This window comes from Streptomyces sp. NBC_00503 (assembly GCF_036346895.1).
Lineage (GTDB): Bacteria > Actinomycetota > Actinomycetes > Streptomycetales > Streptomycetaceae > Streptomyces.
Window position 1 is genome coordinate 7,662,185 of the sequence record NZ_CP107855.1, and the last position, 18,580, is coordinate 7,680,764.

The following is an 18,580-nucleotide window of genomic DNA, read 5'->3' on the forward strand; positions in this document are numbered from 1 at the left end:
GTGGACCGTTGTGCGCTTCGCCTTCCCGCTCTCCGTCAGCCGGGCAGCCCTTCGGTGGGCCTCACCGCCCGCGCCGCCTTCGTACGCGACGTGCGATGCGCAGCGGCTCGACGTCCATTCCGTGGGCTCCGCGACACCTTCCACTTCCCGGCCGGTTACGGCGTTTCACCACCGGCGGCGGGGAGTGGGTGCCGTGCGTGCCGATGGCGTCGCATCGCCCGTCTCTCCCTGCCTTCCCGAATGCCGTCCACCCCGTGAAGGGACACCTTCGTGTCTGCCGCCCGACCGCTCACCACCCTGCGAGCCATCGCCTTAACAGTGGCGCTTCCTCTTTTGCTCACGGCCTGCGGCTTCCGTGCCGAGGCGAAGAAGGAGGACGGCAGGACGAACCTCGCTGCAGATGTCGACAAGCCGCTGTCGGCTTCCGAGGTCCGCATCGGCTATTTCCCGAACCTGACGCACGCGACCGCCCTGGTCGGCCTCCAGGAGGGCCTGATCCAGAAGGAGTTGGGCTCCACGACGATCAAGCCGCAGACCTTCAACGCCGGTCCGTCCGAGATCGAAGCCCTCAACGGCGGCTCTCTCGACATCGGTTTCATCGGCCCCTCGCCGTCGATCAACGGCTACGTGAAGTCCAAGGGCTCGAACCTGCGGATCATCTCCGGCTCCGCCTCGGGCGGCGTGAAGCTGGTCGTGAACCCGGAGAAGATCAAGACCCTGGACGACCTCAAGGGCAAGAAGATCGCCACCCCGCAGAAGGGGAACACGCAGGACGTCGCGTTCCTCAACTGGATCGCCGAAAAGGGCTGGAAGGTCGACCCCGAGTCCGGCAAGGGCGACGTCTCCGTCGTCCGCACCGACAACAAGGTCACCCCGGACGCCTTCAAGCAGGGCTCCATCGACGGCGCCTGGGCCCCCGAACCCACCGCCTCCAAGCTCGTTACCGACGGCGGCAAGGTCCTTCTCGACGAGGGCTTCCTGTGGCCGGAGAACAAGTTCGTGATCACGAACATCGTCGTGTCGCAGAAGTTCCTCAAGGAGCACCCCGACGTGGTCGAGGCCGTTCTGCGCGGCACGGTGAAGACGAACGGGTGGATCCACGCCCATCAGGACCAGGCGAAGGTCTCCGCGAACACCAAGCTCGCGGCGGACACCGGTAAGCCGCTCGACGCGGAGGTCATCCGCCCGGCGTGGCCGAGCTTGACGGTCACCGATGATCCGCTGGCCGCGACGCTGAAGAAGCAGGCCGACCACGCGGTCATGGCCAAGTTCATCGAGCAGCCCGACCTGAACGGCATCTACGACCTGCGGCTCCTGAACAAGGTGCTCAAAGCGGCGGGCAAGCCCGAGGTCTCCGACGCCGGTCTCGGCGCCAAGTAAGTCAGTATCGGCCCGGTAGGCCGGCAGGCCGGTAGCGGCCCGAGCCGAGCCGATTCGGTTCGACCGTGCAGCGCGAGCCCATCCGCACTCGAATTCTTGACCTCAGGGTCAAGAATCGATAGCGTGACGTCATGGGCAGGCCGAAGAACTTCGAACCGGACGTGGTCATCGCGCAGGCGATGGAGGCTTTCTGGACCAACGGCTACGCCGGCACCTCTCCCGCCGACCTCGCCGAGGCCACCGGGGTGGCCAAGGGGAGTCTCTACCACGCCTTCGGATCCAAGCGTGAGCTGTTCGGCAAGGCCCTCGAGCTCTACGATCGCGCCGGCTCCGAGATGACCGAGGAGCTGCTCGCGCGGCCCGGTGCGACCAAGGAGTGCATCCGCGACTACCTGATCTTCCTGGTCGACACGGACCTGAACGGGCCCGTCAGGCGCGGCTGTCTCGGTGCCAACACCGCGCTGGAGCTCGGTGGTCGGGACGAGGAGGCCACCCGTGCGGTTCAGCGCATGGGGCAGCACACCATCCAGCTCCTCACCGCCCGCATCGAGCAGGGCCGGCGCGACGGCGATGTCGCCCCTGAGGTCGACGCCGGGGCGCAGGCGCAGTTCCTCCTGAACACGATCGTGGGGCTGCGCGTCATGGCCAAGTCGTTCGACGGGCCGATCTTGCACGGGATCATCGACACCGCCCTGGCGGCTCTCTGATCCACGATGCCCCCGATGGGGGGCATTTTTTACGCCCTAATTTTTGACCTGTAGTTCAAGAATTCCTGCAATCGCAAGAAAAGAGAGCCATGGACCTCGGAATCACAGGAAAGACCGCCATCGTCACCGGCGCGGGCCGAGGCATCGGCCTCGCCATCACCCAGGCGCTGGCCGCAGAAGGCGTCAGGGTGGTGGGCGCCGCCCGCACCATCACCCCCGAGCTGGCGAAGGCCGCCGCTGCCACCGTGGCAGTCGATCTGAGCACGCGCGACGGGGCGACGAGGGTGGTCGAGGAGGCCATCGACGCGGTCGGCGGGATCGACTTCCTGGTCAACAACGTCGGCGCCGGTGACCCGGACAAGCTGTCCCTGGGCGGCTTCCTCGACGTGGACGACGAACAGTGGCAGGCCGTCTTCGACCTCAACCTGTTCAGCGCGGTCTGGACGACCCGGGCGGCGCTGCCGAGCATCCTCGAGCGCAGGGGGTCGATCGTCAACATCTCGTCGATCAACGCGCGCGTGCCCGCCGGTTCACCGGTCGGCTACGCCGAGGCCAAGGCGGCGCTGAACCAGCTCAGCAAGCGGCTCAGCGAGGAACTGGCACCGCGCGGGGTACGGGTCAACACCGTTTCCCCCGGCTTCGTCGCGAGCCCGCTGTGGACCGACCCGAACGGCTTCGGCGGCAAAGTGGCCGACGCCTACGGTGTCAGCCACAGCGATCTCCTCGCGAACATACCCGGCCAGTTCGGCCTCGCCTCGGGGCGCATCACCACGCCCGAGGAGGTGGCCGACCTGGTCGCCTTCCTCCTGTCCGAGCGTGCCGCCAACATCCACGGCGCCGACCACGTCATCGACGGCGGCACCCTCAAGGCCGGCTAGTGCCGTGCCGGGCGCCGCGACCCGGCAAACCTTTCCGGCCACAGCACTGGACACGCCGACGGGTTGGTCTGAGCGGGCCGCGGTGGCGCAACGGGCGCGGGCCTGCCCGCCGGCTGGTGCCGGTGGACGGGCCCGCGCCGTCGCTGATCGTGGACCGGCCGCCGGGCGGCCGTGGGACTCAGATCATGTTCTTGTAGATGTTCCAGCCGCGGCCGAACAGCACCCGGGCGGTGAAGGTCGCGGTACCGGCGTTGCCCGTTGAGGTGTACAGGTACATGTCGCCGTTCGGGAGGCGGCCGAGCACATCGCCCTTGCTGTCGCCGTCGATGTCACCAGGAACGAGCAGCGTGTCGTACACGTTCCAGCCGGTGGCGACCTGTTCCGCGGCGGCGAACGGCGCGGTGGACGTCCCCGTGCCCTTGTAGAGGAACACCCGGCCGGAGGTGTCCCGGGCGATCACGTCGGGCCGCCCGTCGCCGGAGTAGTCGCCTGCGCCGACGACCGCGTTGTAGGCGTTCCAGCCGGTGCCGACCTTGATCCGCGTGCCGAGCTTGGTCTCCACCGCGCCGTCGCCGGGGTGCAGCCACAGGACGCCGGCGGAGTCGCGGCTGAGCAGGTCGCCCTTGCCGTCGCCGGTGAGGTCACCTGGGCCGACCATGAGCGTGTAGTTCCACGTCGTGCTGACCTTCAGGCCGCGGATGTACAGATCGCTGCCGATGTTCTGCACGTAGCTGGCGTGGTTGTGGCTGTTGAGCGCGGTGGCGTAGGTGTTGCGGGAGCCGGGCGTCTCGGTGCCGACCGCCATCGGCGGCGTCACGTAGGTGCCGTTGGCCAGGGCGTAGTACTTGGCCAGCGTGTTGTTGGACTCGGTCATGAGGTTCTGTGACTTGCCGTAGAGCTGAGTGGTGCCCGCGCCGACCATGAACCTGTTGAGTTCCCACCCGCTGCCGTGGTAGACGGGTGCGGCGAACTTGCCTCCGCCGATCGACTTGTAGAAGTACTGCAGGCCGTCGCGATTGCGGGCTACCAGGTCGCTCAAGCCGTCGCCGTCGACATCGTCCGGGCCGCTGATCACGTTGTACGTGTTCCAGCCCGTGCCGACCTTGACGCGGGGCTTGAGCGGGGCGGTGGCACTGCCGGATCCCTTGTGGAACCACAACTCGCCGGTCAGGGTGCGGGTGAAGACGTCGCCGAGGCCGTCGCCGTCGACATCGCTGGCACCGACGATCTGGTCGTAGATCCCCCAGCCGGAGCCGACCTTGACCCGCGTGTTGAAAGGTTTGTTGACGCTCCCGGTGCCGGTGTACAGCCACAGGTCGCCGACGTGGTCGCGGGCCAGCAGATCGGGGTGGTGGTCGCCAGTCACGTCGCCGGTGGCCACGAGGCGGTTGTACTTCTGCCAGCCGCCCCCGGACCACAGGGGCGCCGACGTGCCCTTCAGACCGGTCTCGTAGAGAGTGAGTACGCCGTCGAAGGAGAGGGAGAGCAACTCGGCCTTGGCCGTGCCGCCGACGTCGCCGACCGGCAACAGGTCCTTGTACGAGGAATCGGGGTCGGTCTTGGAGATCGTGTAGTCGCCCCAGTCGGAGATCGACGACAGGTAGACGCCCATGCTCTGGTCGTACTCCACGACGATCATGTCGCTGATGCCGTCGCCGTCGACGTCGTGCCGCGGCAGGGCCGCGGCAGCCACCAGTGCGGAGGGCGTGGCGCGGTCGGGCATGACGACGGTCGGGTGCCCGCCGTCGCCTCGCGGGGCGGCGCTGGAGGCCGACTCCGCTGCCGGGGCGGCCGCGGGCCGCGCGAGGGCCGGTGCGGGCGCCAGGGACTGCGGGGCGGCGGTGCTCGGGGCGGCGGAGAGGACGCCGGCGGCCAGGGCGAGTACGCCTCCGGCGGCCAGGGCGCGCAGTCGTCCGCGGTGCTGTGAAGTCAAGATCCCTCCTGAGGATCGAGCCGTAAGGGCCTGCCGGGGCACGTGCTGCCGTGTGCCCTGGAATACGCGTCCGTGCATGAACGGGCCCCACTTCGTCTGTGCGGCGTATGCTGTGCCACTGACAGTGGGGTGGGGTCGATTGGCATCGACTCCCTTTGTTAGATGCCTAGTTGATGTGCCGGGCCGATCCTTTCGTGCTGGTTGGGAGGGGCGCTGGCGTGCGAGGAATGGTGAACCCGGCAGCCTCACGTACCGCTCGGCCGGATCATCTTCCTGCCCGCCGTGCTTCCGCCGTCCACGGTGATCGACGCACCCGTCATGTAGGGGAAGTCGTCGGACGCGAGCCCGAGCACCGCGCGCGCGATCTCCTCGGCTTCGGCCATCCGTTCGAGGCCGTCGACGTTGAGCGGTCCCCACGCCTGCTTGTACTTCGCCCAATCCGCGTCCGGGATTCCCGGCGGGCGGACGAAGGGGGTGTCGGTGGTGCCGGGCAGCAGGGCGTTGAGCCTGATTCCCTTGGGTCCGTATGCGAGGGCCGCGGACTTCACCATGCCCTGCACCGCCCGCTTGCTGGCGGTGTACGCGGTGCTGTTCGGCCGCGCCTGTTCGGCCGCTGATGACGAGGTGCAGATGATGACGCCGTGCTGAGCCTTGAGCATGTGCGGAATCTCGTACTTGATCGCGAGGAACACGCCCCGGGCGTTGGTGGCCTGGACGTCGTCCCACTCCTCGGCGCTCATCTCGTGAGGTAGTTTGCTGCTTCCGATGCCGGCGTTGTTGAAGGCGACGTCGATGCCGCCGTAACGGCTCGCGACCCGGTCCACGAAGCTGCGGACTTGGGCGTCCACGCGGACATCGGCCTCGATGTACGTGGCTTCGCCGCCCGCGTCCCGGATCTCGCGTTCCACCTGGCGTCCCAACTCGGCTCGTCTGCCACAGAATCCGACATGGGCGCCCTCAAGGGCGAACGCCTTCGCCACCGCCCTGCCTATGCCGGATGTGGCGCCCGTGATGAGTACGGACTTTCCCTGGAAGCGGCCGGCCCTGGTGTGGGACCTCGGTGGGGCACCGGCCGCGTGGGCGGTGGTGCCGAAGGCCGTGTTCCCCAGCCCCAGAGCGGCCGCACCGCCGAGGAGGGACCGTCGTCCCATGGCGGTGGGTTCTGCGTCCGCGTTGGCACTCGTGGCCGTATGTGCGTCGGTATCCATGTCGCTCACCCTCGCCGAACGACCCGGGTTCCCGACTCCCTCCACGGGCCGGACATCGCGGCCGGTGGGAGGAGTTGGCCTCCTCCCACGGCAGGACCCGGGCGTACGGGCGTCCGCCTATCGTGGGGGAGTGAACAGAGCTTGGATCGAGCCTGTGTTCGACAGACGATTCGCCGGGATGCGGATCCTGGCGCTTGCCGGCGTAATGGTCGGCTATGTCCTGCTGCTGCAGCGACCGTTCGGGGCGCGGGGCTGGGGCCTCGCCGCAGTCGGGCTCCTGCTGTGTCTGGCTGCGGGGAAATGGGTGTTCGGTGCGCTCCTGGCGCAGTCGGTCCTGCTCGTTGTCTCACACGAGCTCGGCGCCGGCATCGTTCCTTCGTTGAAGGTGCTGGCCGCCGTCACCCTCTTCGAGCTGGCGGTGCGGCAGTCCGGACGCCGCCTCGCCGCCGGAGCGACGGGACTGGCCCTTGCCGTCGCCGTGAACCGCATCGAAGACCTGCCCGGCGAACTCCTGCCGGTGCTCTACAAGATGGGTGTCGTCGCAGGCCTGCCGCTGCTCCTGGGTGCCTACGTACGCGTGACCCGCGACGCCGCGGTGCATGCCCGTCGTAACGTGGAACAGCAGGAACTCCGCGCCGAACAACAGCTGCTGGCCGCCCGGGCTGCAGAACGGACCACCATCGCACGGGAGTTGCACGACCTCGTGGCCCACCACGTCTCCTCCATGGTGCTGCGCGTCGGTGTAGCCCGGCATGTCACCGCGGCCACCGGCACCACCGACCCGCGGATCACCGAAGTCCTCGACGACCTGCATGCCAGCGCCGGCGCGGCACTGACCGATCTGCGGCGCCTGGTCGCCGTACTGCGCGCCCCCGACCGGACCGGTCCCACCACCGGCTCCCTGGTGGAGCCCGGAGCCCTGCCGGCGGCTTTGGAGTCGGTGGTGGAACACAGCCGCCAGACCGGGCTGACCGTAACCGCTTCCGTGGATCCCCGCGTCGCGCGGCTGGACGCGGTACGCGGCCTCGCGGTCCTGCGCCTGGCCCAAGAGGGCCTGGCCAACGCGGCCAAGCACGGCGGTCCCGGCGCACACGCCGAGCTGGCCGTGCGGGTCGCCGAGGACGCCGTTCACGTGACGATCCACGACGACGGCGCCGGAAGGGCCCGGCCGCCGGCCTCCGGCCCGTCCGGACACGGCTTGATCGGCATGCGCGAACGCGTGGACCTGCTCGGCGGCCGACTGGACGCGGGCCCCGCCGCTCAGGGTTGGCGGCTCACGGCCGAACTTCCCTCCCTCGCAACCGACATGGAGCCCCAGCTGTGATCCGCATCCTCGTCGTCGACGACCAGCAGCTCGTCCGTATGGGACTGCGCATGCTCTTCGAGCAGGCCCAGGACATCGAGATCCTGGGCGAGGCGGACAACGGCGCGGAGGCGGTACGACTGGCGGAGCACCTGACTCCCGACGTCGTCCTCATGGACTTGAGAATGCCCGGCATGGACGGCATCACGGCCACCCGCCGCATCCTGACCGCACGCCCCGCCACCCGGGTCGTCGCCCTCACCACGTTCGACGACGACGACCATCTGTATCCGGTGCTCGCGGCCGGAGCCTGCGGTTTCCTCGTCAAGGACACCCCACCGGCCGAACTCCTGGAGGCCGTACGCCGGGCCGCCAACGGAGAGGCCCCCTTCAGCCGTGACGTCCTGGACCGCCTCGTCGCCCAGGCCCTCCACACCCGTACCTCCTCGGACACTCCTACGGACATCCCGGCGCCGGCCATCACCCCGCGCGAGCGAGAGGTGCTCGGACTGCTCGGCGTAGGCCTGTCCAACAAGGAGATCGCCGACCGGCTGCACCTCGGGGTCACCACGGTCAAGACGCACGTGGCCAGCCTGATGGCGAAGACGGGCCGGGACAACCGCATCCGTCTCGCTGTGCTCGCCGTCCTCACCGGCATCACGCCGAACTGAGCCGCGTGGTGCGGGGCCGATGCCCGGCTCGACCCGTACCGCCGTGCTGCCGCTCGTCTCATGGACGGGAACGAGCAGATCGGCGTGCTCGTGATCCGAGTCAACGCCTGGTGGACGAGGGAAGGGCCCTTCTGGCGAAGGCGGTGGGTAGATCCGCGAGAACTTCCTGAGTGGTTGCTGTCTCATGCCGGCCCCGCACAGCAAGTGACCGACTTCGACGACGGGATCATCTCCGCCGAGGAACTCGACGAGGAGCTTGCGGACTGGGCAGCGGGGATCTTCCGACTACGGGGTCAGCGGCTCGGTCTCGTCTGACTTGGCGAAGAGGAAGCCGGTGCCGCTCACCGGGAGTACGGCTGGACGATCGACTGACGACCCCTGCCGCTCCGTGCCGGACCACACATTCGGGTGTTCCCTGCTCGGCTGCCGTCGTGTTTGGGCATGCTGGACGAGGGCGCGAGGGCGTCCACGCCCGCCGTGGCTGGGCGCGTTGCGAGGGTGCGCGGGGAGAGCTCGCCAGCCCGGGAGCAGGTGGGTCATGGGGTGGGTGTCGGAGGACTTCGGGTCGTCGCATGCCGGCTGGGCGGGGGCGGTGCTGGCTGATGGGAGCGAACCGGGGCCGGTGTATCTGGATCCCGGGAGCGGCTCCAATTTCCATGAGACCCGCGAGTGGTGGGCGTACAGCGGGATCCTGAACCGGCCGCACGCCGCCGGGGCTCGGGCAGCGTGCGCCTGCGGCTGGAGGGGCGGCACGACGTACCCGATCGACTGGGACGCCGTCGACAGGGTGAGTCGGTACGAGCCGGTCATCGACGGCCCGGAGGGCGACTGGGACGAACACATCGAGGACGTCGAGTCCCGAACGGTGCAGTTGCCCGCCGAGTTGGCCACCCTCCTGCAGCGCGTGGAGGACCATCTGCTCGACCTGGCCGCCGATGCTCCGCTGGCCGCACTCAGGGCCGTAGCCGCACTGGAACGTGCCACCAAACGAGCAGCCAGAATTGCGGCCTGCAACGCCAAGGACGATGAGCTGTCGGACGAGGTGATCGCAACCGCCCTCGGTCTGGCCGCGGACAAGGCCGGCTCGCGCTTGATCCACTACGCGCTGCGCCACTGATCTGCCCGCCCAACCGACCGGCGTGAGATCGGGCAGGACGTCGAGGGCGTCACCGTGACGATCGTCCACACCTTCACGAATGACGGGATGAGCGCGGTCTTCAAGGCCGCTGACTTCGTCTCCAACCGCACCTACAAGCGGATCTAGGCCGAGATTCCCCCGCGAGGGCATGGGGGGCGGGCGCCGTGCACCGGCGCCAGCCCCTCCCTTCCGGTCTGTGACCCGCGCCACATGAAGTTCCTGTCAGGAACCGGGGCGCTGTTCCGCTCAAGTCACCGAGAGCCAAGCGAACCGAACGGACAGGAGCATCACATGAAGCACCGCATCGTCGTCCTCGGCGCCGGTTACGCCGGGACCTACGTGGCCGGGAACCTGGCCCGTCGGCTGTCCCCGGCCGACACCGAGATCACCGTCGTCAACGCCGTGCCCGACTTCGTCGAGCGGCTGCGGCTCCACCAGGTCGCGGCCGGCCAGGAGATCGGAACCCACAAGCTCGCCGACATCTTCGCAGGTACGGGGACAAGGCTGCGCCTGGCCCGTGTCACGGCCGTCGACCCCGAGCGCCAGGTCGTCGCCCTGGAAGACGCCGACGGTGGCGCCGACGAGCTCGGATACGACACGCTCCTCTACGCGCTGGGCAGCCACGGCGACGACCGCGGCGTCCCCGGAGTGGCCGAGTACGCCTTCGACGTCGCCGCCCGGCCCTCGGCGCTGCGCCTGTGCGAGCGCCTGGACAGCTTGCGGGAAGGGGGGAACGTGCTGATCGTCGGCGACGGTCTGACCGGCATCGAGACCGCCACCGAAATCGCCGAATCCCGGCCCGGCCTGTCGGTGACGCTGGTCGCCCGTGGCGAGCTCGGCGCCCAGCTCTCCGACGGAGCCCGCGGCCACCTGCGCCGGGCCTGCGACAGGCTGGGCATCACCGTCCTGGAACACACCGGCGTCGAAGCCGTCGAAGCGACGGGGGTGCGGTGCGCCGACGGTACCGCCCTGGTCTGCGACGCCACCGTGTGGACCGCCGGGTTCGCGGTCAACTCCCTTGCTGCTGCCGCGGGGCTGGCAGTCACCGGGAACGGCCGGATCCTCGTCGACCGCACCATGCGCTCGCTCTCGCACCCCAACGTCTACGCCGCCGGCGACAGCGTCCACGCCATCGGCGACAACGGCCTGCCGCTCCCGATGTCCTGCGCGTCGGCCGGCTACACCGGCATGCAGGCCATGAAGGCCATCGTGGGACACCTCACCGGAGGCAGGATCGGACACGTCAACCTGCACTACCCGGGCAACCACATCAGCCTCGGGCGGCAGGACGGGATCCTGCAGATGGTCGACCAAGAAGCGCGGGCAAAGCCGAAGTTCATGGGCGGCCGCAAGGCCGCGCGGATCAAGGCGGGCATCCTCAAGGTCTCGCTGTGGACCAGCTTGCACCCGACCTTCTGCATGCCCAAGCGGGGGCGTCACCTGGCCGCCGAGCAGGACAGGCCCACGATGGACGAGGTCCCGTACACGCTGGATGCCCCCGCCGACCAGGCCATCGCGTAGCCGCTTAGGGTGATCCGCGTGGACAGCACCGTCAGTGATCGCTTCGACACCAGTCGGTTCGAGGCCAGCCGGAACCGGCTGGCCTCGCTGGCGTACCGGCTGACGGGCTCCGCCGCCGATGCCCAGGACGCCGTGCAGGACGCGTTCTTGCACTGGCAGGCCGCCGATCGGCAGCAGATCAAGGTGCCCGAGGCATGGCTGACCAAGGTCGTCACCAACCTGTGCCTCGACCGGCTCCGTTCGGCACAGGTCCGTCGCGAACGCACCGCCGGTGCCTGGCTGCCCGAACCGCTCCTCGACGGCGACCCCATGCTCGGCCCGGCCGACACCTTCGAGCAGCGCGAATCGGTCTCCCTGGCCATGCTGACCGTCATGGAGCGCCTGTCACCCGTCGAGCGGGCCGTCTACATCCTGCGCGAAGCGTTCTCCTACCACCACGCCGAGATCGCCCAGATCCTCGACATCACCGAGTCAGGGAGCCAGCAGCACCTTCACCGTGCCCGGACCCGCGTCACCGCCACGCGCCGCCGCAGTAGCGAAGTCGACCCGGCATCCGCCCGCAGGATCATCGAGGATTTCCTCACCGCCGCCACCTCAGGCCGCACCGAACGGCTGGTGGCGCTGCTCACCGACAAGGCGACCGCGGTCTCCGACTCCAACGCCGCCGGCCTGGCCAAGACGCTGCTGCGATACGACACTGCGGAGCGCATCGCCGCCATGGCACGGGCCGGATTCAAGCCCACACCCGCGAAGCGGCGGCTGGTCGGCGGGGCGCTCGCCGTCCACTACGCGCTCGTCAACAGCGGCCCCGCCCTCCTCTTCGTGCTCGCCGACCGGGTCATGGGCGCCGTGACGTTCGACATCACCGACGGCAGGATCGACACCGTGCGCGGCATCGCCGCCCCCGCCCGGATGGCCCGGCTCACCGAAGCCTGGCAGCAGAGCGAACCGGCATCGCCACCCCTCACCGAGTGGTGAGCGGTGGGCCGGCGGCGGCGAGGACTTCGCGGATGAGCAGGTCGAGGTCGTTGGTGGTGGTGCGGTAGTTGCACAGGCAGGCGCGCAGAACAGTGCGGTCCTGTACGGAGACGGTGGCGAGGTAGGCGCGTCCGTTGTCCTGGACGCGGCGGGCGACACGGGTGTGAAGGATGTCCGGGTCTCCACCGTCCGGGTTGGCGATGCGGAAGCAGACGACGGGCCACGGGCCGCTCGGCAGGAGCTCCAGTCCGGGTTCGGCGGTGATCCGGTCGCGCAGTTGGCCGGCGAGGGTCAGGTAGCGCTCGATCATGCCGGTGACGCCGTCGCGGCCCAGGTGTTGCAGGGTGGCCCAGAGGGCCAGGGCCCGGGTGCCGGGGCGGGTCAGCTCGATCGTGGCGTGGGAGAGCCACGGCAGGGCGTCCGGTTCGTCCGCGGTGAGGTACGAGGCCTCGTGCGCGAAGGCGGTGTGCAGATGCTCGGGGTCCGGGACCAGCAGTGCACCGCAGCCCACCGGCACGCTCAGGGTCTTGTGGGGGTCCACGGTCATCGAGTCGAGGCCGGCAACGCCTTGGTAGAGGGGTGCCAGGGCCGGGACGGCGGCTCCCAGCCCGCCCCAGGCCCCGTCCGCGTGATGCCACATGCCGACGCTCCGGCACACCTGCGTGACCGCTTCGAGCGGGTCGACGGCGCCGGTCGCGGTGGTGCCCAACGTACTGACCGTGCAGAACGGCAGCAGGCCCGCGTCCAGGTCGGCGGTGACCGCGGCGCGCAGGGTAGCCGGGTCGAGGCGGTCGTGTGCATCGGTGGCCACGGGGCGCAGTCGGTGGGCGGGCAGGCCGATGCAGGAGGCGGCCTTGGCCACTGACATGTGTGCTTGGGCGCTGTAGTAGACGGTGAGCCGGGCGTGGTCGCGGTCGTAGGCAACGCCGTCGGCGGAGCCGCGGCGGGTGAGGAAGCAGGTGCGGGCGCTGGCCAGGGCCAGGAGGTTGGCCATGGAGCCGCCGCTCGTCAGCACCCCGCCCGTGCCGGCGGGCAGTCCGGCCAGGTCGGCGAGCATGCGCACGGTGCCGCGTTCCAGGTCCATGAGGGCGTTCTCGCCCATGCCGCAGGTCGCGTTGATGGCGCAGGCCAGCAGTTCGGCGATGACCCCGGCCGGTGCGGGCGGTGAGTTGATCCAGGCGAAGAACGCGGGGTGCCCGTTCCCTGTCGGGAACGGCGCGATTTCGTCCCGCACGAAGTCCAGCACTCCGCCCAGTTCACCGGCGTGCGGGCTGAGCCGTCCCTCACGCAGGCGCGCCCGCTGCGGGGCAGGCATCTGGCGGCCCACCGGGCCGGCCGGCAGTTCGATCAGGTACTGCGCTACCCACTCGGCCGCGGCTACGAGTTCGTCCCGCAGGACCTTTGCGTGAACCGCTGGTGGCAGCTGGTCCGGCGACAGCAGCTGGTCCGGCGACAACAGGACCTCGCCGAACCGGGCCGTCGTCAGCGTCGGCGTCGGCTCACTCAAGCGATGGTTCATGGCGGCAGGTGGACCTTTCGTCGGAGCAAGGCCCGCTGCTCAGCTCAGCGAGGCCATGATCGTAACGAGCGCCGCCTGCCGGCCGACACGCGAATGGGTGCTGTTCTGCGGCGGACCCCGCCCCGAGCCTGATCACCATCCGAGCTGTGGTTCGCCCAGGACCTTGCTGCCGATGAGCGCGGCGAGCTCCTGGGCTCTGGTCAGGGCCCCGTGGTTGCTGCAGCCGTGGACGAAGACGGTGTGGTGCTCGGTCCACCCGTTCAACTGGGCCCTCTCACCGTGGAACACGATCTGGACTCCGTCGTGGTTCGCGCTCGCGTACTGCTCCGCCTCCAGGCGCTCCGGCCACAGGCCGCGCCAGCAGATGTCGGCGATGCCCTGGCCGAGAACCGCCACGAAGCGCTCCTCCACCGTCCCCGTCGGAACGTCCGCCGAGACATCCAGCGGCAGATGCGCCTCCAGCGCGGCGGCACCCACGGTCGCCACATCGAGGTCGAACCAGACGTGCTCACCCGCGGGACCGGTACGCATGTCCAGGTAGTCGAAGTAGTCGAAGTCCGCCTCCGGCAGGACCGCAACCATCTGCCGCACGTCTTCGACCGTTCGCAACTCGGCGTAGAGAGCGGCTTTGGCCTCGCACTTCGCCATCAACGTACGCAGGTGCTTGGCCTGTTCGTACGCCGTGGCTGCGTCGGTGCTCTGGAAGACGGGATACGCCCGGGAGTTGCCCATGGACCGAACCGTCACACGTCCTCGCGGGCCTCCGCCACCGTAATTCGTGTGATCACTGCGGGCATCGGACTCGGCGCACGCTCAGCAGGATTGGGCGGCACGCTCACGCCGGCTGCGACGCGGCCGTACTGCCGAGGAGGCTGTCCACGAGGAGATCCGGGTAGCCGGAGGCCGGCGGGTCGATGCCGAAGATCGCCCGCAGATACAGCGGCGCGACGAGCTGGTCGAGGATCCGGTCGAGGGGCGGGGGGACCTCGCCGCGCGCGATGGCCCGGTCGCGGATGCTCTCGATGGCGCCGAGGCGCCGCTCGAACTGCTGCGCGCGCTCGCCCTGGGCCGTGGCGCTGCCCGGCATGGACAGGGCGACGGCGCGGATCAGCAGCCGCCCTTCGGCCGTGCGGATGCTCGCGACGCCGGCCGTGACCCACGCCGTCAGATCGCCGCGCAGGGTTCCGGTGTCGGCCAGCGGCCAGTCCTGTTCGAGCCGGGTGACGACCACATCGGCCAGGAGCGCCTCCCGGCTGCCCCAGCGCCGGTAGACGCTGGTGTGGTTCACCCCGGCGCGCTGCGCGACCGCGGGGATGGTCAGGTCCGCTCCCTCGGGGTCGGACAGCAGGTCGATGACGGCCTGGTGGACCGCCGAGCGGACCTGCTCGGGGCTCTTGCGAAGGCGCGGGGCCGGTTCTTTCGAAGTCACCCCCACATCGTAAGCACAAACATTTGCTTAATCGCGACCGCGGGGTCTACAGTCCTGCCATACGCACAGATCTGTGCTTAAGGAGAGTGTGATGAAGCCGCTGATGTTCCCCGGAAACCCCCAGTTCTGGTACGAGACCCTGCGCTCCATGAGCCACATCGCCTACGGCGGCGCCGACTTCGGCGAGGTCGTCTCCACCGGCGAGCGCATCAAGGAAGGCGACTACGACAGCTGGTACCAGGAGTGGACGGCGACCGCCGACCGGGTGGCCGCCGAAGCCCAGCGGGCCCTGGACGCGGGCCACACCATCAGCGCCCGGGACGGATTCCTGCGCGCCTCGAACTACTACCGGTCGGCGGAGTTCTTCCAGCACGGCCACCCGTGCGACCCCCGCCACGACCACGCCTACGACCGCAGCGTCGACTGCTTCCGAGCCGCGGCCGCGCTCCACACCACCCCGCGCATCGAACCGGTCCGCATCCCCTACGAGGACACCACCCTCCCCGGCTACCTCTACCGGGCCGACGACACCGGCACGCCCCGCCCGACCCTGATCATGCACAGCGGCTTCGACGGCACCGCCGAAGAACTCCACTTCAGCGGCGCACTGGCCGCCGTAGAGCGCGGGTACACCGTTCTGACCTTCGACGGCCCGGGACAGCCCGGCCCCCGCCACCACCAGGGCCTGGTCTTCCGCCCGGACTGGGAGAACGTCATCACCCCGGTCATCGACTTCGCCGAAACGCTTCCCGAGGTCGACAACCAGCGCATCGCACTCTTCGGGAGCAGCATGGGCGGCGTACTCGCCCCCAGAGCGGCCGCCTACGAGCACCGCCTCGCCGCCCTGATCGCCGTCGACGGCGTCTACGACCTCGGCCAGATCTCCACCCGGCACATCCCCGGCGACCGCGACGAGGCCGAACGGCTCCTGCGCGCGGACTCCGCCCCCGAACTCGACGCACGCTTCGAACAGATCAAGGCCCAGGACGCCACCGCGCGGTGGGCGATCAACCACGGCATGTACGTGATGGGCGTCGAGACCCCCCGGGCCTTCAGCGCCTCCTACCTCGACTACACCCTCGCCGACGGCATCGCCGAACTGATCCAGTGCCCCACCCTCGTATGCGACGCAGCCGAGGACGAGTTCTTCAAGGGCCAGCCCGAACAGCTCTACGAGCACCTCACCTGCCCCAAGACCCTGATGCCGTTCACCGCCGAGGAAGGCGCCGGCGCCCACTGCCACCCCGGCGCCATGCGACTGGCCCTGGCCCGCATCTACGACTGGCTCGACACCACCCTCGCAGCCACGGCCTGAAACCCGAGCCGCCGTCCCGAACCCGCCCCCACCGACCCGCCCACCCGCCCCGCCCGAAGGAAGCCGCAATGAACCGCACCGGAATCGCATGCGCCCTGGGTGACCTGCTCTTCAACCACGACATCACCTTGGAGGAGGCCGCCGAGCGCCACTTCGCGCCCGGGTACCGCCAGCGCACGGACGGCGAGTGGGCCGATCGCGCACAGTTCCTCGACCACATCAGTCACCTGCGCGGCATCGTCGCCAGCGGCGAGGTCGAGGTCCACGAGGAGCTGCACGACGGCAACAAGTACGCCGACCGGCACACCTGCCACATCACCAAGAACGACGGCACCACCGTCACCATGGAGGTCTACGTCTTCGCCGACCTCGCCCCCGACGGCCGGTTCCAGCGCATCGAGGAAACCACCCTGATGCTGAGCGGCTCCGAAGCCGACCGCACCATGGGCAGCGCCCGCTGAGGCGAGCACCGTCCGGGCCGAGGCGGACCGGCACCCGAAGGGGGCCGTCACGGGCGCTCCACGGGCGCATCCGCCGGGTACGGCGGGGCGGGCACCACCACCTCGGTGTAGGCCTTCCAGATCAGGGGCGGGAGGGCGCTGCCCCGCTCGGAGTCGGGGCCGCCCACGCCCTGCATGGGCAGGAGTTGCGTGACGTCGGGCTTCGTGCGGAACATTGCGACCGAGGTGCTCAGTTCCGGCGTCGTGCCGATGAACCAGGCGGAGTTCATACGGTCGTTGGGGCCGGTCTTGCCCGCCCAGGACGGAACGTAGGTCCGCTGATCCGTCGGAGATCCGATGGCGTTCCAGCCCACGTGGCGGAGCGCCGCGCCCACGATCGCGGCCGTGTCCGGGCTCATGGCCCGCCGCGGTTTGGGCCGGCCGAAGCCGTCCACCGCGGCGCCGTTGCGCTCGACCTTGGCCACCGAATAGGGCTCGGTGGCCAGGCCCTTGTTGATGAAGGTCGTGTAGGCGCTGGCCAGTCGGACGGCGCTGGGGGTAGAGGTGCCGATGGAGAAGGTCGGCTCCAGCTTGGCCATGCTCTCCTCACGCAGTCCCGACGCGACCGCGAGGTCCTTGACCTTCTCCAGCCCGACCTTCTTGCCGGCTTCCACGAACGGTGCGTGGTCGGGGAACACCAGGGCCGTGCGGAGGGCCCCGGCTGCCCCCACCGCCCTGGGTTTCAGGGGTTCCGGGGCAGGGCTCTCGGCCGGGGGCTCCGCGCCGTCGAGCTCCTCCTCCAGAGCAGCGGCGTACACGAAGGGTTTGAATGCCGAGGCCGCAGGCACGCCGGAGGTGTCCGCGTTGTTGGTGAAGTGCTCGATCGCGTCGGACCCGCCGTAGACCGCGACGATCGCCCCGTCCGTGGGGCGTATTGAGGCAGCGCCGACCTGAACGTACTGGTCCTCCGCACGATTCTTCGGGTCCAGCCGGTCCGCGCGCACCTGCTCGACGGCCTTGGTCAGGGCGGCCACCTTGTCCTTCTCGAAGGTGGTGTGGATGCTGTAGCCGCCACCGGCCAATTGCTTGTCCGTGATTCCGCTGCGGCTCTTGAGGTACTTGTTGGCGATGTCCACGAGGTAGCCGGTCTGCCCGGCCTGGCTCGTCGGCTTGACGGGAGGCTTCGGCTCGGGGAACTCCGTGTACTTCGCGCGTTCCTCGGCGCTCATCGAACCCGTGTCGACCTGGCGGTCCAAAATCCAGCTCCAACGATCCTCGGCACGTTGGTGGTTGGCGGCGCTGAGGGACGGGTCGAAGCTCTCCGCACCCTTGAGGACAGCGGCCAGCAGCGCGCCCTGACTGGGGTTCAACTCCGCGGCAGGGACGCCGTAGTAGGCGTACGAGGCTGCCTGGACGCCGTACGCGTCGCGGCCGAACCAGGAGGTGTTGAGGTAGCCCTCGAGGATCTCCGTCTTGGGCCGCTGGTTGCTGATCTTCAGGGAGAGGAAGAGTTCCTTGATCTTTCGCTGGACGGTCTGGTCCTGGCTCAGATAGGTGTTCTTCACGTACTGCTGGGTGAGCGTCGAGCCGCCCTGGGTCTCCTTTCCCTTGGCGATGTTGACGACGGCGCGGCCGATGCCCGTCACCGAGACGCCCGAGTCGGTGTAGAAGTCCTCGTTCTCCGCGGCGATGACGGCGCGTTGGACGGAATCGGGCACCTGGGAGAGCTTCACGTCCTGCCGGTTCACATCGCCGATGCTCACCATCCGGCTGCCGTCCGCCCAGTAGTACACGGTTGCCTGCCGGCGCGCGGAGTCGTGCGGGTCCGGTATCTCGACCCGTATGTAGACGACAGTGAAGAGGCCGGCGAGGGCGCCGGCGAAGAGCAGGAACAGGCCGGAAACCAGCTTCCAGGAGGGCGTCCAGCGCCGCCAGCCCCGGCGGCCGCGTCTGGGCAGGTCGATGCGGAGGCGACGGGTCTTCCGGTCGGCTTCCTTACGGCTCTTCCCACGACCCACGGGGCCTCCTTGATCGCGAGCCGTTACCACGGGGCGGTAACGGACTCGGCAAGGAGGATGATCAAATTGCGTTCGTGGTTGGGTCGTTCGCGAAAGATTTACGGTCGGCGCAGGACGGCCCCCATCCGAGGGCCCGCATCCC

16 protein-coding genes are annotated in these 18,580 nt (G+C 69.3%); 10 read left to right on the forward strand and 6 right to left on the reverse strand.

From position 1 onward, the window contains the following. Positions 1–270: 270 nt before the first annotated feature. The 3 genes from OG490_RS34970 (at position 271) to OG490_RS34980 (ending at position 2,965) form a co-directional block, all read left to right on the forward strand. Positions 271–1,380 carry an ABC transporter substrate-binding protein gene (locus OG490_RS34970; protein ID WP_330300296.1) on the forward strand — a complete coding sequence of 370 codons (1,110 nt, stop codon included), beginning with the start codon at positions 271–273 and terminating at the stop codon, positions 1,378–1,380. Between the two features lie 131 nt (positions 1,381–1,511). Then, positions 1,512–2,087 (forward strand): TetR/AcrR family transcriptional regulator, encoded by a 576-nt coding sequence (locus tag OG490_RS34975; protein ID WP_330300297.1) that lies wholly within the window; start codon positions 1,512–1,514, stop codon positions 2,085–2,087. Positions 2,088–2,176: 89 nt separating this feature from the next. Then, entirely contained in the window at positions 2,177–2,965 is a 789-nt protein-coding gene (locus OG490_RS34980; RefSeq protein ID WP_330300298.1) for an SDR family oxidoreductase, read from the forward strand. 178 nt (positions 2,966–3,143) lie between these two features. On the opposite strand, the gene OG490_RS34985 is transcribed toward OG490_RS34980, so the two are convergent. Next, on the reverse strand, positions 3,144–4,898 hold the full coding sequence (locus OG490_RS34985) for an FG-GAP repeat domain-containing protein (protein WP_330300299.1): 1,755 nt from the start codon (positions 4,896–4,898) through the stop codon (positions 3,144–3,146). 245 nt (positions 4,899–5,143) lie between these two features. Continuing rightward, the gene (locus tag OG490_RS34990) at positions 5,144–6,106 is read right to left on the reverse strand and encodes an SDR family NAD(P)-dependent oxidoreductase (RefSeq protein WP_330300300.1); all 963 of its coding nucleotides are present in this window, start codon (positions 6,104–6,106) and stop codon (positions 5,144–5,146) included. A 154-nt stretch (positions 6,107–6,260) separates the two neighbouring features. Here OG490_RS34990 and OG490_RS34995 point away from each other — a divergent pair, with 154 nt between their 5' ends. The 5 genes from OG490_RS34995 (at position 6,261) to OG490_RS35015 (ending at position 11,717) form a co-directional block, all read left to right on the forward strand. Continuing rightward, entirely contained in the window at positions 6,261–7,430 is a 1,170-nt protein-coding gene (locus OG490_RS34995) for a sensor histidine kinase (RefSeq protein WP_330300301.1), read from the forward strand. Beyond that, positions 7,427–8,080 (forward strand): response regulator transcription factor, encoded by a 654-nt coding sequence (locus tag OG490_RS35000; protein WP_330300302.1) that lies wholly within the window; start codon positions 7,427–7,429, stop codon positions 8,078–8,080. The genes OG490_RS34995 and OG490_RS35000 overlap by 4 nt, the downstream gene beginning before the upstream one ends. 538 nt (positions 8,081–8,618) lie before the next feature. After that, positions 8,619–9,197 carry a hypothetical protein gene (locus tag OG490_RS35005; protein ID WP_330300303.1) on the forward strand — a complete coding sequence of 193 codons (579 nt, stop codon included), beginning with the start codon at positions 8,619–8,621 and terminating at the stop codon, positions 9,195–9,197. 312 nt (positions 9,198–9,509) lie between these two features. Next, positions 9,510–10,739, forward strand: a complete 1,230-nt coding sequence (locus OG490_RS35010) for an NAD(P)/FAD-dependent oxidoreductase (protein WP_330300304.1) — start codon at positions 9,510–9,512, stop codon at positions 10,737–10,739. An 18-nt stretch (positions 10,740–10,757) separates the two neighbouring features. Continuing rightward, the gene (locus tag OG490_RS35015; RefSeq protein ID WP_330300305.1) at positions 10,758–11,717 is read left to right on the forward strand and encodes a sigma-70 family RNA polymerase sigma factor; all 960 of its coding nucleotides are present in this window, start codon (positions 10,758–10,760) and stop codon (positions 11,715–11,717) included. Here the strand turns inward: OG490_RS35015 and OG490_RS35020 are convergent. From OG490_RS35020 to OG490_RS35030, 3 genes are all read right to left on the reverse strand, one after another. After that, a complete protein-coding gene (locus OG490_RS35020) occupies positions 11,704–13,224 on the reverse strand; it encodes a pyridoxal phosphate-dependent decarboxylase family protein (RefSeq protein ID WP_330300306.1) in 1,521 nt (506 codons plus the stop codon). The genes OG490_RS35015 and OG490_RS35020 overlap by 14 nt on opposite strands. A gap of 144 nt (positions 13,225–13,368) precedes the next feature. Next, a complete protein-coding gene (locus OG490_RS35025) occupies positions 13,369–13,968 on the reverse strand; it encodes a hypothetical protein (protein WP_330300307.1) in 600 nt (199 codons plus the stop codon). A gap of 103 nt (positions 13,969–14,071) precedes the next feature. Beyond that, a complete protein-coding gene (locus tag OG490_RS35030) occupies positions 14,072–14,665 on the reverse strand; it encodes a TetR/AcrR family transcriptional regulator (protein ID WP_330300308.1) in 594 nt (197 codons plus the stop codon). 91 nt (positions 14,666–14,756) lie between these two features. Here OG490_RS35030 and OG490_RS35035 point away from each other — a divergent pair, with 91 nt between their 5' ends. After that, entirely contained in the window at positions 14,757–15,980 is a 1,224-nt protein-coding gene (locus tag OG490_RS35035) for an alpha/beta hydrolase family protein (RefSeq protein ID WP_330300309.1), read from the forward strand. A gap of 68 nt (positions 15,981–16,048) precedes the next feature. Then, positions 16,049–16,441 (forward strand): nuclear transport factor 2 family protein, encoded by a 393-nt coding sequence (locus tag OG490_RS35040; RefSeq protein ID WP_330300310.1) that lies wholly within the window; start codon positions 16,049–16,051, stop codon positions 16,439–16,441. A gap of 47 nt (positions 16,442–16,488) precedes the next feature. On the opposite strand, the gene OG490_RS35045 is transcribed toward OG490_RS35040, so the two are convergent. Continuing rightward, a complete protein-coding gene (locus tag OG490_RS35045; RefSeq protein WP_330300311.1) occupies positions 16,489–18,438 on the reverse strand; it encodes a transglycosylase domain-containing protein in 1,950 nt (649 codons plus the stop codon). Between the last annotated feature and the right edge of the window lie 142 nt (positions 18,439–18,580).

Excerpts from the sequence above, each read along its gene's own strand:
- OG490_RS34975 (WP_330300297.1), top strand. The coding sequence starts at position 1,512 with ATGGGCAGGCCGAAGAACTTCGAACCGGACGTGGTCATCGCGCAGGCG.
- OG490_RS34980 (WP_330300298.1), top strand. The coding sequence starts at position 2,177 with ATGGACCTCGGAATCACAGGAAAGACCGCCATCGTCACCGGCGCGGGC.
- OG490_RS34990 (WP_330300300.1), bottom strand. The coding sequence starts at position 6,106 with ATGGATACCGACGCACATACGGCCACGAGTGCCAACGCGGACGCAGAA.
- OG490_RS35005 (WP_330300303.1), top strand. The coding sequence starts at position 8,619 with ATGGGGTGGGTGTCGGAGGACTTCGGGTCGTCGCATGCCGGCTGGGCG.
- OG490_RS35010 (WP_330300304.1), top strand. The coding sequence starts at position 9,510 with ATGAAGCACCGCATCGTCGTCCTCGGCGCCGGTTACGCCGGGACCTAC.
- OG490_RS35025 (WP_330300307.1), bottom strand. The coding sequence starts at position 13,968 with ATGGGCAACTCCCGGGCGTATCCCGTCTTCCAGAGCACCGACGCAGCC.
- OG490_RS35035 (WP_330300309.1), top strand. The coding sequence starts at position 14,757 with ATGAAGCCGCTGATGTTCCCCGGAAACCCCCAGTTCTGGTACGAGACC.
- OG490_RS35040 (WP_330300310.1), top strand. The coding sequence starts at position 16,049 with ATGAACCGCACCGGAATCGCATGCGCCCTGGGTGACCTGCTCTTCAAC.